The sequence below is a fragment of the Hominenteromicrobium mulieris genome (assembly GCF_046197855.1).
Classification (GTDB): domain Bacteria; phylum Bacillota; class Clostridia; order Oscillospirales; family Acutalibacteraceae; genus Hominenteromicrobium; species Hominenteromicrobium mulieris.
The window spans coordinates 1,525,304-1,540,565 of record NZ_CP173188.1 but is presented as its reverse complement, the minus strand read 5'-3'; the positions used below and the strand labels follow the sequence as shown (position 1 = coordinate 1,540,565).

General features: G+C 52.2%; 14 protein-coding genes. 11 read left to right on the top strand and 3 right to left on the bottom strand.

All coding sequences use genetic code 11. The annotated features are described in order from the left end of the window. The first annotated feature begins 57 nt into the window (after nt 1-57). The 11 genes from ACI0CA_RS07485 to ACI0CA_RS07435 all read left to right on the top strand — a co-directional run bounded on the left by ACI0CA_RS07485 (nt 58) and on the right by ACI0CA_RS07435 (nt 12,877). Nucleotides 58-1,278: a peptidase U32 family protein gene (locus tag ACI0CA_RS07485; protein WP_446806375.1), complete on the top strand. Its 1,221-nt coding sequence runs from the start codon at nt 58-60 to the stop codon at nt 1,276-1,278. Between the two features lie 49 nt (nt 1,279-1,327). Continuing rightward, on the top strand, nt 1,328-2,926 hold the full coding sequence (locus ACI0CA_RS07480) for a peptidoglycan D,D-transpeptidase FtsI family protein (RefSeq protein ID WP_446806376.1): 1,599 nt from the start codon (nt 1,328-1,330) through the stop codon (nt 2,924-2,926). 49 nt (nt 2,927-2,975) lie between these two features. After that, on the top strand, nt 2,976-3,302 hold the full coding sequence (locus ACI0CA_RS07475) for a nucleotide pyrophosphohydrolase (RefSeq protein WP_418271029.1): 327 nt from the start codon (nt 2,976-2,978) through the stop codon (nt 3,300-3,302). A 278-nt stretch (nt 3,303-3,580) separates the two neighbouring features. Beyond that, a complete protein-coding gene (locus ACI0CA_RS07470) occupies nt 3,581-4,603 on the top strand; it encodes a M42 family metallopeptidase (RefSeq protein ID WP_308448312.1) in 1,023 nt (340 codons plus the stop codon). A gap of 55 nt (nt 4,604-4,658) precedes the next feature. After that, complete coding sequence (alaS, locus tag ACI0CA_RS07465; RefSeq protein WP_446806965.1) at nt 4,659-7,292, top strand: alanine--tRNA ligase; 2,634 nt, start codon at nt 4,659-4,661, stop codon at nt 7,290-7,292. Nucleotides 7,293-7,340: 48 nt separating this feature from the next. After that, entirely contained in the window at nt 7,341-7,679 is a 339-nt protein-coding gene (locus ACI0CA_RS07460) for a histidine triad nucleotide-binding protein (RefSeq protein WP_176820086.1), read from the top strand. A 49-nt stretch (nt 7,680-7,728) separates the two neighbouring features. Beyond that, nucleotides 7,729-8,268 (top strand): phosphoribosyltransferase family protein, encoded by a 540-nt coding sequence (locus tag ACI0CA_RS07455; RefSeq protein WP_308448311.1) that lies wholly within the window; start codon nt 7,729-7,731, stop codon nt 8,266-8,268. A 116-nt stretch (nt 8,269-8,384) separates the two neighbouring features. Then, nucleotides 8,385-9,095 carry an N-acetylmuramoyl-L-alanine amidase gene (locus ACI0CA_RS07450; protein WP_308448310.1) on the top strand — a complete coding sequence of 237 codons (711 nt, stop codon included), beginning with the start codon at nt 8,385-8,387 and terminating at the stop codon, nt 9,093-9,095. A 69-nt stretch (nt 9,096-9,164) separates the two neighbouring features. Then, nucleotides 9,165-10,550 (top strand): DNA repair protein RadA, encoded by a 1,386-nt coding sequence (gene radA / locus ACI0CA_RS07445; protein ID WP_308448309.1) that lies wholly within the window; start codon nt 9,165-9,167, stop codon nt 10,548-10,550. Next, nucleotides 10,538-11,305: a DUF6873 family GME fold protein gene (locus ACI0CA_RS07440; RefSeq protein WP_308448308.1), complete on the top strand. Its 768-nt coding sequence runs from the start codon at nt 10,538-10,540 to the stop codon at nt 11,303-11,305. Before radA ends, ACI0CA_RS07440 begins: the two co-directional genes overlap by 13 nt. A gap of 582 nt (nt 11,306-11,887) precedes the next feature. Beyond that, nucleotides 11,888-12,877: a tyrosine recombinase XerC gene (locus tag ACI0CA_RS07435; RefSeq protein WP_308448307.1), complete on the top strand. Its 990-nt coding sequence runs from the start codon at nt 11,888-11,890 to the stop codon at nt 12,875-12,877. A 68-nt stretch (nt 12,878-12,945) separates the two neighbouring features. On the opposite strand, the gene ACI0CA_RS07430 is transcribed toward ACI0CA_RS07435, so the two are convergent. Genes ACI0CA_RS07430 through ACI0CA_RS07420 form a run of 3 tightly spaced genes read right to left on the bottom strand, consistent with a single transcriptional unit; the run spans nt 12,946 to nt 15,258 of the window. After that, entirely contained in the window at nt 12,946-13,962 is a 1,017-nt protein-coding gene (locus ACI0CA_RS07430) for a DUF624 domain-containing protein (RefSeq protein WP_446806377.1), read from the bottom strand. A gap of 21 nt (nt 13,963-13,983) precedes the next feature. Further along, nucleotides 13,984-14,892 carry a tyrosine recombinase gene (locus ACI0CA_RS07425; protein WP_417415631.1) on the bottom strand — a complete coding sequence of 303 codons (909 nt, stop codon included), beginning with the start codon at nt 14,890-14,892 and terminating at the stop codon, nt 13,984-13,986. A 27-nt stretch (nt 14,893-14,919) separates the two neighbouring features. Further along, on the bottom strand, nt 14,920-15,258 hold the full coding sequence (locus tag ACI0CA_RS07420) for a hypothetical protein (protein ID WP_446806378.1): 339 nt from the start codon (nt 15,256-15,258) through the stop codon (nt 14,920-14,922). Nucleotides 15,259-15,262: the final 4 nt, after the last annotated feature.

Below are 15,262 nucleotides of genomic sequence, written 5' to 3'. Positions count from 1 at the left end.
TGCCTTTCCGGCGAATTTTGTCCGGGAAGGCACAAATGCAGTAAAGGAATGAATTTCATGGAACAAAAACGATATAACGCGCCGGAGCTTCTGGCGCCGGTCGGCGATATGGAGCGCCTTATTTCCGCCGTGCGCTACGGTGCGGACGCGGTGTATCTTGCCGGTAAATCCTTCGGCATGCGCTCTGCGCCTTCCAATTTTACAAACGAGGAGCTTGAAGAAGCTGTAAAATACTGCCACGCGCAGGGCGTGAAGGTCTATGTCACCTGTAATATTCTGCCGCATAACGCAGAACTTGCCGCGCTGCCGGCGTTTCTCGAGTTTTGCCAGACAATCGGTGTAGACGCGTTCATCATGACCGACCTCGGCGTGATGTCCATGGCAAAAAAATACGCGCCGAATGTCGCGATACACATTTCCACGCAGGCCGGCGTTGTGAACTATGAGACCGCAAACGCGTTTTATAACATGGGCGCAGAGCGCGTCGTGCTGGCACGAGAGCTCTCGTTTGAAGAAATCGCGGAGATCCGCGCGAAAACGCCGAAGGCGCTCGAAATCGAAGCATTTGTGCACGGTGCGATGTGCGTTTCGTTCTCAGGCCGCTGCCTGCTTTCAAACTACATGACCGGCAGAGACGCAAACCACGGCGATTGCGCGCAGCCGTGCCGCTGGGATTATTACCTCATCGAGCGCACGCGTCCGGATCAGGTATTCACGATCGAACAGGACCAGAAATCGACGTATGTCTTCAATTCCCGCGATATGTGCATGATCGAGCACATTCCGCAGCTCATCGAATGCGGCATTTCGAGCCTCAAAATTGAGGGCCGCGCAAAGTCCGCGTATTACGTTGCCTGCGTGACGAATGCGTACCGCCACGGCATCGATGCTGTCATGAACGGTGAGCCGCTTCCGCAGTGGGTCGTGGACGAGACAGAGAAGATCAGCCATCGCGCGTACAGCACCGGGTTTTACAGCGGTCACGAGCCGGGGCAGACCGTAAACAGCGGCGGATACATCCGCGGCTGGGATGTTGCGGCCGTGTGCACCGGCGAAGAAAACGGCATGATGCGCCTTTCACAGCGCAACCGCTTCTTCCGCGGCGAGACTGTCAGCGTACTGGAGCCGGGCGAAGTGCCGTATGACCTCACACTCAGTGACATCTACAACGAGGATATGGAGCCAATCGAATCCGCACCGCACGCGACGATGACGGTCTACCTCAAGACCGACCGAAAAATCAAAGAGGGCGCGTTTCTAAGAGTGAAGCGCGGCTGAATAACACCTCCGTTTAGGGCCCATACTTTTCCTATACGGAGGTGTTTTTATGTCTACACGCAGGATCATCGCAACGTATGCGTTTGTGATGTTCTTTCTCGTCATCGCACTGCTCGGCACCGTGACCGCCGCTTTCGGCGGCACAAGCTATACGGAAGCCGCCGGGCGGCAGAGTTTATATACCTTAACGGCCGCCAAGGCGCGCGGCACGATCTACGACCGCAATTTGCAGCCGCTCACAAACGCCGAGCGTGTTTATGTCGCTGCGGTAATTCCCTCGCGGGAAACGCTTGCCAAATTAAACCGCGCTGTACCGGAAGAAAAACGCGAAGTCCTGCGCACGGCGCTTGAAAGCGGAAAGCCGTTTCTGATCGAAGTCACAACACCCGTCAGTGATGACGGCATCCAGACATTTTCCGTCACAAAACGGTATGCAAACCCGCAACCGGCGGCGAATCTGCTCGGGTATCTCGACAGCGACTACAACGGCGCGGACGGTGTGGAAAAAAGCTTCGACGCACTGCTTGCGGAAAACCACGGGGAAATCGACGTTACCTTCGCCATTGATGCGCTCGGCAATGCCATCTCCGGCGAAGCAATGCACGTGGAAAACACATACCGCATTGCGGACGGCGGCGTGATGCTGACGCTGGATAAGCGCATACAGCAGTGTGTGGAAAATGCCTGCACGGAAATCAAAAAAGGCGCCGCCGTCATTTTAGATTGCAAAACCGGCGAAATTCTGGCTTCCGCAAGCTTCCCAGCCGTAGACCCGAACGACCTTGCTGCGTGCATGGAAAATGAAGATGCACCGTTTGTAAACCGTGCCCTGTGCGCATATACGCCCGGTTCGGTCTTTAAGCTCATCTGCGCCGCCTCGGCGCTCGAATGCGGCATCGATTACAAGGAGGTGTATACCTGCACCGGAAGCGTTGTTGTAGACGGCCTCACGATCACTTGCTACGGCGGCAAAGCACATGGGGAAGTGAATCTCCACACAGCGTTGCGCAGCTCGTGCAACGGGTATTTCATACAGCTCGCGCAGAAACTCGGCGCGGAAAAGATTTTAAGTATGGCGGAAAAGCTCGGCTTTGGTACATCTGTTTCGCTTGCAGACAATTTAGAAACGGCCGCAGGCTCGCTTTCGAACGCGCAAGCCCTTAAAAACGCCCGTGCGCTGGCGCTGTTTTCGTTCGGCCAGGGTGAAACGACTGTCTCACCGCTGAATTTGGCCGCTGCCGTAAACGCCATCGCCGCTGACGGCATTTATATGACGCCGCGGCTCGTATATGGCATGGTCGATACAAATTTATCCGTACAGGAAACCGAAGAAAACACCGGTGAAAAAGTCATGGAGCCGACGACCGCCGCACGCTTACGTGCCTATATGGAAAGCACAGCACGATTCGGTACAGCACGGATCGGCGCACCGCAAAACTGTGTTTCCGGCATCAAGACCGGCACGGCGCAGACAGGTGTATATGACGAAAACGGGGAAGAAATCGAGAATTATTGGTATGCAGGCTACATCTGCAATGCACAGGAAGAGCCGCTTTATACCCTCGTCGTGCTGGAGGAGACCGCCGGCGAAACGCATGTGCCGCAGGCTTTCCGCAAAATCGGCGAAGCACTTGTTGATTTTAATTGACAAGCCGGTAAAAAAGCATTATAATAAGATACGTATGAGGGGTGGAGATATGGCAAGCCTGAATCTTGAAGATATGCAGCAGATTCAAAAAGAACTGCAAGCAAAATATCTCGAAAAGTGGGGAGGCCTTTCTCCGAAAATCGGTCGCGATAAGCTCCTTTGGATGATGATCGAAGCCGGTGAAGTCGCCGACATCATCAAGGAAAAGGGTGACGATGCGATTTTGAACGACCCCGAGACCAGACACCACTTCACGGAAGAAGTGTGTGATGTGCTCATGTATTTAAACGATGTTCTGCTGTGCTACGGCATCACGCCGAATGAAGTCGAGAACGTATATCTCGAAAAGCACAAACGAAACATGAGCCGCTGGTGATTTTAGATTTTAATTTGTTTTATAGCAAAAGGCACGGGCAAATGCACATAGCTGTACCGAACAGAGAGCGGATCCACAGGCTGGAAGATCCTCGGAAAACACCATGTACAGGCCAACCCGTATGACTGCCGCACAGTGATGAGTTGTGCCGTTTTCCGCGTTAAGGAGTTCAAAGTGGTGTATGAAGAAAAGCTTCATGCACAATTTGGGTGGTACCACGGAACTGTCCGTCCCATTGCGGAGGACAGTTCTTATTTTTTTGTAAGGAGTGGCAAAACATGAATATGGACTATTGCCTTTCCGAGCTCAAAGCCCTGCTTTCCATCGATTCTCCGTCCGGCTTTACGGATAAAGCGGCGGACTATCTTATCGGTGAACTGACAGCACTCGGCTACGCTCCGGAAAAAACAAGAAAGGGCGGCGTTTTCTGCTGCCTCGGCGGCGAGGGCAGCCCACTTGTACTGATGGCACACGTAGACACGCTCGGCGGCATGATTTCCACAATCAAGCCGAACGGCCGCATCACGATCACGCCGATCGGCGGCCTGCGCGCCGAAAACTGCGAAGCGGAGAACTGCCGCATTTACTCGCGCTTCTCCGGCGTTTACAGCGGCACCTTGCAGCTTTGCAATGCGTCGATCCACGTGAACGGCTCCTACGGTGAAAAGCTGCGCACATTTGAAACGACCGAGGTCGTGCTCGACGAGCCGGTAAAATCCGCCGATGATGTGCGCGCACTTGGCATTGAAGCGGGCGATTTCGTCTGCTTTGACCCGCGCACCGTCATCACGGAAAGCGGCTATATCAAGAGCCGTTTCCTCGATGATAAGCTCAGCGCCGCCATGCTGCTTGCGCTCGCAAAGGAGATCAAAGACAACAACCGCACTTTGAAGCGCAAGGTCTATCTGCACTTTACGGTGTATGAGGAGGTCGGCCACGGTGCTTCCGCTTCCGTGCCGAACGATGCCGAAGAGCTCATCAGCGTAGACATGGGCTGCGTGGGCGACGGGCTCACCTGCACGGAGCGCGAAGTTTCCATCTGCGCGAAGGATTCCGGCGGCCCGTACAATTATGCCGTGACAACCGCGCTTGTGGAAGCGGCGAAGTCCGTCGGTGCAAAGTATGCCGTGGACGTTTATCCGCACTACGGCTCCGACGTAGAGGCATCGCTGCGTTCCGGCTGGGACGTGCGTCACGGCCTCATCGGCGCAGGCGTTTACGCTTCACACGGCTACGAGCGCTCCCACATTGAAGGCGTCGAAAATACGTTAAAGCTGCTTGAGGCTTATGTTTTAGACTGAGCTTAGGCTTTTTATATTATTCTATCTGCAAATTATAGAAGGAATGGTGAATACAATGCAGTGGACAGGATTAAATGATCTCAGAGAAAAGTATCTTTCTTTCTTTGAGTCTAAGGGACATCTGCGCCTGCCGAGCTTCCCGCTGATTCCGAAGGATGACAATAGCCTTCTTCTGATCAACTCCGGCATGGCCCCGATGAAAAAGTATTTTACGGGTGAAGTGACCCCGCCGAGAAAGCGCGTTACCACCTGCCAGAAGTGCATCCGTACCCCGGATATCGAGCGCGTTGGCATCACGGCACGCCACGGTACATTCTTCGAGATGCTTGGCAACTTCTCCTTTGGCGATTACTTCAAAAAGGAAGCGACCGCATGGGCTTGGGAGTTCTTTACAAAGGTTCTCGAGATGCCGGCAGATAGGCTTTATATCTCCATTTATCAGGACGACGATGAAGCGTTTGACATCTGGACAAAGCAAAACGGCGTAGACCCGTCGCACATGGTACGCCTCGGCAGAGAAGATAACTTCTGGGAGCATGGCTCCGGCCCGTGCGGTCCGTGTTCCGAAATTTATTTTGACCGCGGCGAAAAGTATGGCTGCGGCAAGCCCACCTGCGGCGTGGGTTGCGACTGCGACCGTTACGTTGAGGTTTGGAACCTCGTTTTCACACAGTTTGAGAACGACGGCAACAACAACTACACGCCGCTTGATCACCCGAACATCGATACCGGCATGGGTCTTGAACGTTTGGCATGTGTGATGCAAGGCGTGGACAACCTGTTCCTTGTCGATACCGTGCAGAACATCATGAAGCATATCTCCCGCATTGCAAACGTGCAGTACGGTGCGGACGAAAAGTCCGATGTTTCTCTGCGCGTCATTACGGACCACATCCGCAGCACGACGTTTATGATCAGCGATGGTGTTATGCCGTCCAACGAAGGCCGCGGCTATGTGCTCCGCCGCCTGCTCCGCCGCGCGGCACGCCATGGCAGACTTCTCGGCATCAACCACCCGTTCCTCGCGGACGTTGTAGATACCGTCATTCACGAGAACGAATGCGCTTACCCGGAGCTGCGTGAAAAGAGCGCTATGATCAAAAGGGTCATCGCGTTTGAGGAAGAAAACTTCTATAAGACCATTGATAAGGGCTTCGCGCTGCTCAACGACATTATCGACCGCACCGATGCAAAGGTGCTTTCCGGCGAAGACGCGTTCCTGCTCAGCGATACGTTCGGCTTCCCAATTGACCTGACCAAGGAAATCCTTTCCGAAAAAGGCATGAGCGTTGACGAAGACCGCTTCCGCGCACTGGTACTCCAGCAGCGTGAGACGGCTCGTGCAAGCCGCAAGAATGCCGGTGCAGACGCATGGGCGGGCGACTCCGATGTGCTTGACGACATTGCCAAGACCGAGTTTGTCGGCTACACCGATATGAAGGCAACCGCAAAGGTCACGGCTATCGTGAAAGATGGCGCACGCGTTGAAGCTGTCGAGACCGGCGACGACATCGTGTTCACACTCGACCACACCTCTTTCTATGCGGAAAGCGGCGGTCAGGTCGGCGATACCGGCGTTATTACGAACGATTCCTGCACCATCCGCGTTCTGGATACCACGAAGAATGCAGCGGGTGTGTTTATCCACAAGGCTGTTGTGGAGGAAGGCTTCCTCCGCGAAGGCGACACCGTTGAGGCTGTTGTAGATGTTGAGAGACGCAGAGCGATCATGCGCAACCACACGGCAGCTCACCTCCTGCAGGCTGCACTGCGCTCCGTGCTCGGCGACCATGTTGAGCAGGCCGGTCAGCTCGTCAACGAGAATGCCGTTCGTTTCGACTTCACGCACTTCTCCGCCCTGACGGACGAAGAGCTGCTCGCGGTTGAGAACCTCGTCAACAAGAAGATCCTCGAAGACATCAAGGTTGAGTGCCGCGAAATGCCGATCGAAGAAGCAAAGAAGCTCGGTGCTATGGCGTTGTTCGGCGAAAAATACGGCGACGTCGTGCGCGTTGTAACGGTAGGCGAATTCTCTAAGGAATTCTGCGGCGGCACGCATATTGATTCCACCGCTAAGCTCGGCCTCTTCAAGCTCGTCAGCGAATCCTCCGTTGCAGCCGGTGTGCGCCGTATCGAAGCGGTCACAGGTCTCAACGTCATTAAGATGATCTACGCAACGAACACGCTGCTCAAGGATACCGCTGTTGCGATGAAAGTCAATAACCCGTCCGACCTCCCGGCAAAAGCTGCACAGGTCAACGCCGACCTCAAGGAGAAGGACAGAGAGATCGAATCCATGCGCTCCAAGATTGCATCCATGAACCTCGGCTCCATTCTGGATAACGCCGTGGAAGTTAAGGGTGTCAAGATCGTTACGGCGATGCTCTCCGGCACAGGCAGCGACGCACTGCGCACCATGTGCGATAAGATCCGCGACGAAAAGAGCGATACGGCCATTGTAGCCGTGCTCGCAGGCGTTCTGGACGGAAAGGCAACGCTTGCAGCGACCGCAACGAAAGCGGCACAGGCAAAGGGCGTCAAAGCCGGCGTGCTTGTAAAGGCAGTTGCACAGCTCACCGGCGGCAACGGCGGCGGTAAACCGGACTTCGCTATGGCAGGCGTCAAGGACCAGACGAAGATTGACGAAGCCCTTGCAGCTGTTGAAAAGATCCTCAGCGAACAGATCTAAGTTCTCTCTATACGTTCTATATAAAATCTCAAGAAAGGAGAAAGGCAAATGGACTGCATTTTCTGCAAGATTGCCAACGGCGAGATTCCGAGCACGAAGGTCTACGAAGACGACAAAATGCTCGCATTCCGCGACCTCGACCCGCAGGCGCCGGTGCACATTCTGATGATTCCAAAGGAGCACATCGCTTCCGCAGATGACCTTACGGAAGAAAACGCGCAGATCGTCGCACATATCTTCACGGTCGCAAAGAAGATTGCGGCGGCAGAAGGTCTCACGAACGGCTATCGCATCGTCAACAACTGCGGCGAAGACGGCGGACAGACCGTAAAGCACCTGCATTTCCACCTGCTCGGCGGACGCTCTATGGCGTGGCCTCCGGGCTGATTCCCCGCATATGACGAAAATCGATAATTTTTGAAGGTAGGTTTTTACAATGGGTGAAGTTTATAAAATGACGATCGCCGGCTGCGAACGCGAGCTGCCGATCTGCCCGATCAGCGATACGCTGGATATTGCCGGTTTTGTTATGTTCGGCGATGTAGAGATCACCGAGAAGGCCGCAAAAGCGCTGATGGAAAAGTGCCCGGAGCACGACATCATCATCACGGCGGAGTCTAAGGGCATTCCGCTGGCTTACGAGATGGCGCGCATCGGCTGCCGTCAGTACGTTGTTGCACGTAAGGGCATCAAGGCGTACATGACGAACCCGATCAAGGTCGAGGTGAAATCCATCACGACAGACCACATCCAGACGCTGTACCTCTCCGAAGAAGACTGCGCAATGCTGAAGGGTAAGCGTATTCTCATCGTAGACGACGTCATCAGCACCGGTGAATCGCTGAGCGCGTTGGAAGATCTCGTGCATGAGATCGGCGGTAACGTCGTCGGCAAGGCGGCTGTGCTCGCCGAGGGCGATGCAAAGGATCGTACGGATATCATCTATCTGGAGCCGCTCCCGCTGTTCTTCAAGTAATTTCATAAAAGCTAAAAAAGCTGTTCGCTTCGGCGGGCAGCTTTTTGCTTTTTATAGGGTATTTCCGGCAGCTTCAATGCATAAAAATCTATGGGTGATGCGGCTTGAAACGGTATTTGTCTTTTAAAATCGCGTATATTCCTGTGGTGTTTTTCCTCGGTGCTCTGACATTTTTTGTGTGCTCTGTTTTGGGTGCGGTACATGCGGTATCTGTGGCCGCAGCACAGACCGAAAACCGCCCCGTGATCGTTCTGGATGCAGGGCACGGTGGGGAAGACGGCGGGGCCGTAGGCGTAAACGGTGTGGAAGAGAAAACGGTAAACCTTGCCATTGCGCTGTTTGTGCGAGAGAAGCTCGAAGCTGCGGGCTACCCCGTGAAAATGATTCGCGAAGTGGACACCGCCGTCGGCGATACCACGCTGAGCACATTAAACGAACGAAAGCGGTCTGATATTTTATACCGCACACAGATCGTAAACGAAACTGAGAACTGTATTTTCGTGAGCATCCATCAAAACTTTTTTGAGCAAAGTCAATACAGCGGCGCACAGATGTTTTACTCAGCAAATAATGCTAGAAGCGCCGACCTTGCCGAAACCATCCGCCGTGCGGTCATCGAGCAGGTGCAGCCGGATAACACGCGTGCCTGCAAGCAGGCAGAAAGCCGCGTGTATATTTTGAGCCATGTAGACGTACCCGCCGTGTTTGCAGAATGCGGGTTCCTCTCAAACCCGGAAGAAGCTGAAAAGCTGTGCGACGAGAACTACCAAAAGAAATTGGCGGCGGCTATCGCGGATGGCATTATCGCCTTTTGCAAAGCGGAATAACTCTTTACAAAACATCTGTTCCGTGGTAAAATAGGCTTAGAATTATACAAAATAAGGGCGGTGCGCATTATGGCGGCTAAAAATAAAATCGTCTACATCTGCTCAAACTGCGGGTTTGAATCCGCAAAGTGGGCAGGAAAGTGCCCGGATTGCGGCGAGTGGAACACCATGGAGGAATCCGTCAAAACGGCTGTTTCCGCAAAATCCGCCGCTTCCGGGTATTCTTCTTCAGCTTCTACGCTGCTGACGCGCCCGCTTGCAATTTCAGAGATCGATACGGAGGACGAGCATCGTTATCACACCGGACTTTCGGAGCTTGACCGCGTGCTTGGCGGCGGCCTTGTAAAAGGCTCGCTCGTGCTCATCAGCGGCGACCCGGGTATCGGCAAATCAACCATTCTTTTGCAGATCTGCGAATACCTCGGGCAAAAGCTGCGTATTTTATATGTTTCCGGCGAAGAATCTGCACGGCAGATCAAGCTGCGCGCAGGGCGTCTCGGTGTTTCCAGTCCCAACCTGCGCATTTTGGCGGAAACGGACGTGCAGCTCGTGGTGGAGCACATTCGCACCGAAAAACCGGATATCGTAATGATCGACTCCATCCAAACGATGAACTTTACCGATCTCAATTCGTCGCCCGGCAGCGTCACACAGGTGCGCGAATGCACGAACGCGATCATGCGCTGCTCCAAGTCGCTCGATATCCCGGCGATTCTCGTTGGTCACGTCAACAAAGACGGCGCCATCGCGGGTCCAAAGGTGTTGGAGCACATTGTGGACGCCGTGCTGTACTTCGAGGGCGACCGCCAGATGACGTACCGCATTCTGCGCGCCGTAAAAAACCGCTATGGCTCCACAAACGAGATTGGCGTATTCGATATGGGGGAAGCGGGGCTGCGGCAAATCGAAAACCCCTCGCAGGCAATGCTTTCCGGCCGCCCGACGAACGCTTCCGGCACATGCGTAACCGCCGTAATGGAGGGTACACGTCCGCTGCTCGCGGAGATTCAAGGCCTTGCAACGACAAGCGGCTTCGGTACGCCGCGCCGCATGTCCACGGGCTTTGATTATGCGCGTATGGCGCTGATTTTGGCCGTTCTGGAAAAGCGTGCAGGTTTCTATTTTTCCAATTTAGACGCGTATTTGAACGTCGTCGGCGGCCTGCGTATCGATGAGCCGGCGGTCGATCTGGCCGTTGCAATGGCACTCGTATCAAGCCTGAAAGACACGCCAATCCGCGATGATACCGTCGTGTTCGGCGAGATTGGTCTTGCAGGCGAGCTGCGGTCGGTCAGTCATATCGAGTCCCGCGTTTCGGAAGCATATCGACTGGGATTCACGCGCTGCGTACTGCCGTACCACAGCATGAAGAGCATAGATTCAAAAAGATTCAGCGGGGTGGAGCTCATCGGCGTCCACAACGTGAGGGAGGCGTTTGACGCATGTGTGCAGTAAAAGAACGATTTGTTGAAAAGCCGAATCTGCCGGAAAGCAAGGTCACGACAGCGGCGGTCTCCGGCGCATATCCGGAGATTTTGGAAGCTTTAAAGGCGCATGGTATTCGGTGCGTCACAACGGAGTTTGACACGCGTCTGCCGGATCCGATCGCGTACCATGCAGATATGCAGATGTTTCATTTGGATAAAGGACGCACGTTTGTTCTGCGCGGAGAAGAGGCACTCAAAAAGCAGCTTACGGATATCGGCTATCAGGTAGCGGAGACTGCCATGACTCCGGAGCCGAAATATCCGAAAGATGTTCTTTGCAACATGTTAAACCTGAACGGCACGGTGCTTGCAAACCTCGGTGTTATGGATCCGAACATTTACACCTGTCTGGAAGACGCCGGCCTTAAAATGAGGCATGTCAACCAAGGCTACACGCGCTGTGCGACGGCTGTTGTGGCGAAAGACGCGATCATCACGATGGATCTCGGCATTCGTGCACTGGCACAGTTTTTAGGCATCGACGTGCTGCTTGTGCACGAAGAAAACGTTTTTCTGGATGGCTACGATTACGGCTTCTTAGGCGGCTGCTGTGGCTTGATCGACAAAAATGTGGTGGCGTTCACAGGCAAGCTCGATTCTTTAGAGTGCGCGGCGGAGATTCGTGCGTTTCTCGAAAAGCACTGCGTACAGTACATTGAGCTGACACAAAACCAGATGATCGATATCGGCGGCATTTTACCGCTGATGGAGCTTGACGTTTAATTCCTAATTTTGTGTTTAAAAAGCCTCCCACGAAGTTTCCGTTGTTGATAATACACTAAACGCTTGTGTATTCATGTACAAGCACCCAAACACGCACATTTCAAAACAGATTCACACGGAAGCATACAAAGGGGCTTGAATCTAAAAAATCTCAAATTATACAAAATAGATATTTTGTATAATTTTGGGGAGCAGCATTTTACGAATAGCTGGCTTTTCAAGCGGATTTTCGTAAAACCTGCGAGATCATCCTTTTTCAGCCAAACTCAATGTTTTGCGATTGCAACTTGCTTAAATAAACGCATTCATTATGAATCGTGATTGTGTGCGTTGATTCTTTGTAAATCTCGGCTGCGGAAATCCGTGCGTTTCTCAATTAGATTGTTTTTAATAACCTCGGCTCCGTTTATTCAGCTGTCTGTTTAAGTACCACGGCATGTCTATACGTCTCGTTCCGAATTATAATGATGATCCAAGAGTAAATTCAAGTATCGATTAGGCTAAACCCGAAAGCTTTGAAGCCAACGGAGCTGAACACCAAGCTGCGGCTTTAAAATTCAAAATTTGTGAGGTGTACCCGTTATGGATATTTTGTCTGAAATGCCGGAGATTGTGCGGCAATATGCTTTATATTACCGCAACATCAAAGGCCGCGCGCCGAAGACTGTAAACGAATACTGCTCTGACCTGCGGACATTCTTTCGTTTCATGAAACATTTTCGCGGATATGTTTCACAAGATACGCCCATGGAGGAGATTCCAATCGACGATATTGACCTTGAATTTATCCGTTCCATCACGACGATGGACATTTTTGAATTCATGAACTACGCTGCCGACGGACGCAGCAACATGAGCTCCACGCGTCAGCGAAAATCTTCGAGTCTCAAAAGCTTTTTTAACTACCTGACCGTGCACGAGGGTCTTTTGGATTCTAACCCCACAGAGAATCTGACCCCGCCGAAAAAAGCCAAAACCCTTCCCCGCTACCTCACGTTAGAGCAAAGCCGCGAGCTTTTAAACGCCGTGGACGGGCCGGATAAAGAGCGTGACTATTGCATTTTGACGCTGTTTTTAAACTGCGGCATGCGCCTTTCCGAGCTTGTTTCCATCAACATGAGCGACGTGATCCACAACAACTCCACCCTGCGCATCGTCGGTAAAGGCAGCAAAGAACGCATCGTATACTTAAATGACGCATGCTTAGCTTCTATCGATGGCTACGTGCGTGTGCGCCCAAAGGACGACGTGAAGGATAAAAACGCGCTGTTCATCAGCAACCGCGGCACACGCATCAGTCCTAAGACCGTACAGGCCATGGTCAATAAATACCTCACGAAAATCGGTCTTGGCGGCGCGGGATACTCCGTACACAAGCTGCGGCACACGGCGGCGACGCTGATGTACCAATACGGCAACGTAGATATTCGCGTTTTGCAGGATATTCTGGGCCACGAAAATCTCGGCACTACAGAGATCTACACGCACACCTCCAGCAAGCAAATGGAGGAAGCCGTAAACGCCAACCCACTTTCCAAAATGCGTGAAAAGACTGATAAGAATGAGAAATAATTGAAATTGAGCAAAATGAAAGCCTCTATCGATTTCAGTTCGATAGAGGCTTTTATGTTTGTTTTAAATTACTGTAAATGATCGGAAGTATCCGTTTTATCCGAGAACAGAGATTCCTGCTCCATGATCTTACGGTCGATCAAGCGGCCGTTCACGTACACATACTGCGGCTTATCGTCGTCATCGTCGTCCAACTCATCATTGTCGAAATTGAACGTATCGCCGTCTTTGGCTACGCGAATTTCAGCGTCCTTCGCTTCCGCTTCCTTTTTGTAGAACGGCTGGATCAGGTACGTATCGAGCAACGAATACGTCGCAAAGCTCGTCAGATAGCTGATGAACGCACACAGGAAAATGATTACGAGCAGCAGCGGGATCACTGCAAATGCCGCCGGGCAGAACAAAAACGCAATGAATAAACCCGCAAGGATTGCCGTAATCATCAGGTTGCGCAACAGACCCATAATAGAGAAAATAAACGCGTTTCTGTAAATGTGGCGCAGCTTCAAGTCAAACGTGACGATCATAACCGGAATGTAATACTGCGCAAACAGCATTAGAATCGACAGGATGTAGCAAACTGCAAGCGGAATCATAAACATCCAGTTGTCCGATACACGTGTGGAATAAAAGAAGATTGAGAAGCTCAAGATTACATATGCGAGATACACGATCACGCCGTTCAAAAGTGCCGGCTTCCAGTTGTTTTTCACAGCGTCCCAGAAATCCGACCAAACGAACGCATGCTCTTCCCTTGCGAAGTTTCGCGTTACATATGCTAAGCCGCATGTGAACGGCGAAAGCAGGATGAGCGGCAGTGTAACCGCATACAGAATGTACAGGTCAAGCACACCGAAGAACGACGTTGCATAAAGAAAATGCGGAACCGGTAAAAGAAATACGCCCACCATCAACGCGATGACCACAATAAATGGGATCATAAATGTCAGATTCAACTGCACCAGTTTAGACAGCTTTCGCCACAAGATCTCAAAAAAACGTACCGGCGCTGCCTTTTTCGGTTCATCTTTGTCAACGCCCGGACCCGGCTTATCATAATTACCGAAAAGTCCTAAAAATGCCACAAAATCAACTCCAGAATTAGATTAACTCGTTTTTGCACGAGGATGACACTCATTATACACGCTTTTCACGTGATTATCAAGGTCTAATAAATGAACATATACCTGTGTGGACGAAATATTTGCATGTCCCATCATGGTTTGAATGTCTTTTACGGAAGCACCACCCTGCAAAAGGTGCATGGCAAACGAATGACGCAGCGTGTGCGGCGTAATCTCCTTCGTAATGCCGGCCTCCGCCGTATACGCCTTGATAATTTTCCAGAAACCCTGACGCGTCAAACGCGAGCCGTTCAGATTGACAAACAGCGCGTCTCCGCTGTTGTCCGGGTCCACGATCAAATCGCGCATGCGGTAAAGATAATCGGACACAGCAACGACCGCTTTCGCATAAATCGGAATGGTGCGCACGCCCTTGGTGCCGCGGCAGAACAGCTTTCCCGTGCGCAGGTTGATATCCTGCACGTTGAGGTTGATGAGCTCACTGACGCGAATACCGGTGGCATAAAGAAGCTCCAGCATCGCTTTATCGCGGCAGCCCTTAGCTTCCGTGACATTCGGCTGGGAAAGCAGCAGGTCTATCTCCTCGCTTGTCAGCGTCTGCGGCAGCTTTTTCGGCTCTTTTTCAAGCTTTACGGATTTCGCCGGGTTCACCTGCATATCCCCGCGCAGGATGAGAAACTTATAAAAGCAACGCACAGAGGCAATATTGCGGGAGATCGTGGAATTTGTGCGGTTTAAGCTGTGCAAATGCTGCACATACGCTTCCACCGTCTCCGTTTCCACTTCGAGTGGAGATGTTATATTTTCGCCCTCCAAGTAGCGCAGGAAAGCCGAAACATCGCGCAGATAAGAATCCCGCGTATTTACGGAACTCGGTTTCTGCACGAGCATGTACTCGCGAAACAGCACGAAGTATTCATCCATGTTCATTCATTTCGGCCTCCTTTGCTTTAAAATCTAAATTTGCAAAATCAAAAAGTGCAATACACCATATAAAATCGAAATGAAAACCAGCGCCGCAAACGCAAGCAAAAACCGCACGGTGCAGTTTTTTACGGAAAGCGGTTCTCCGTTTCCAAAAAACACCCGACAGCTGCGCCTCGCCGTGCAAAGCGCTTCCGCCGCAAGCAGCAAAAGCACCGTGATGCACAGCATTGTCATCGGCAGATAATCAAAGCACCGCCGAAAATACGATTCGATACCCTCAAACCGAATCAGTGCCGTAAGCGACGTGCCAAGCGTGAAGCCCTTCAGAATTATCGCAGTGGGGATCACAAGCACACCTAAAAACGTCATGCCA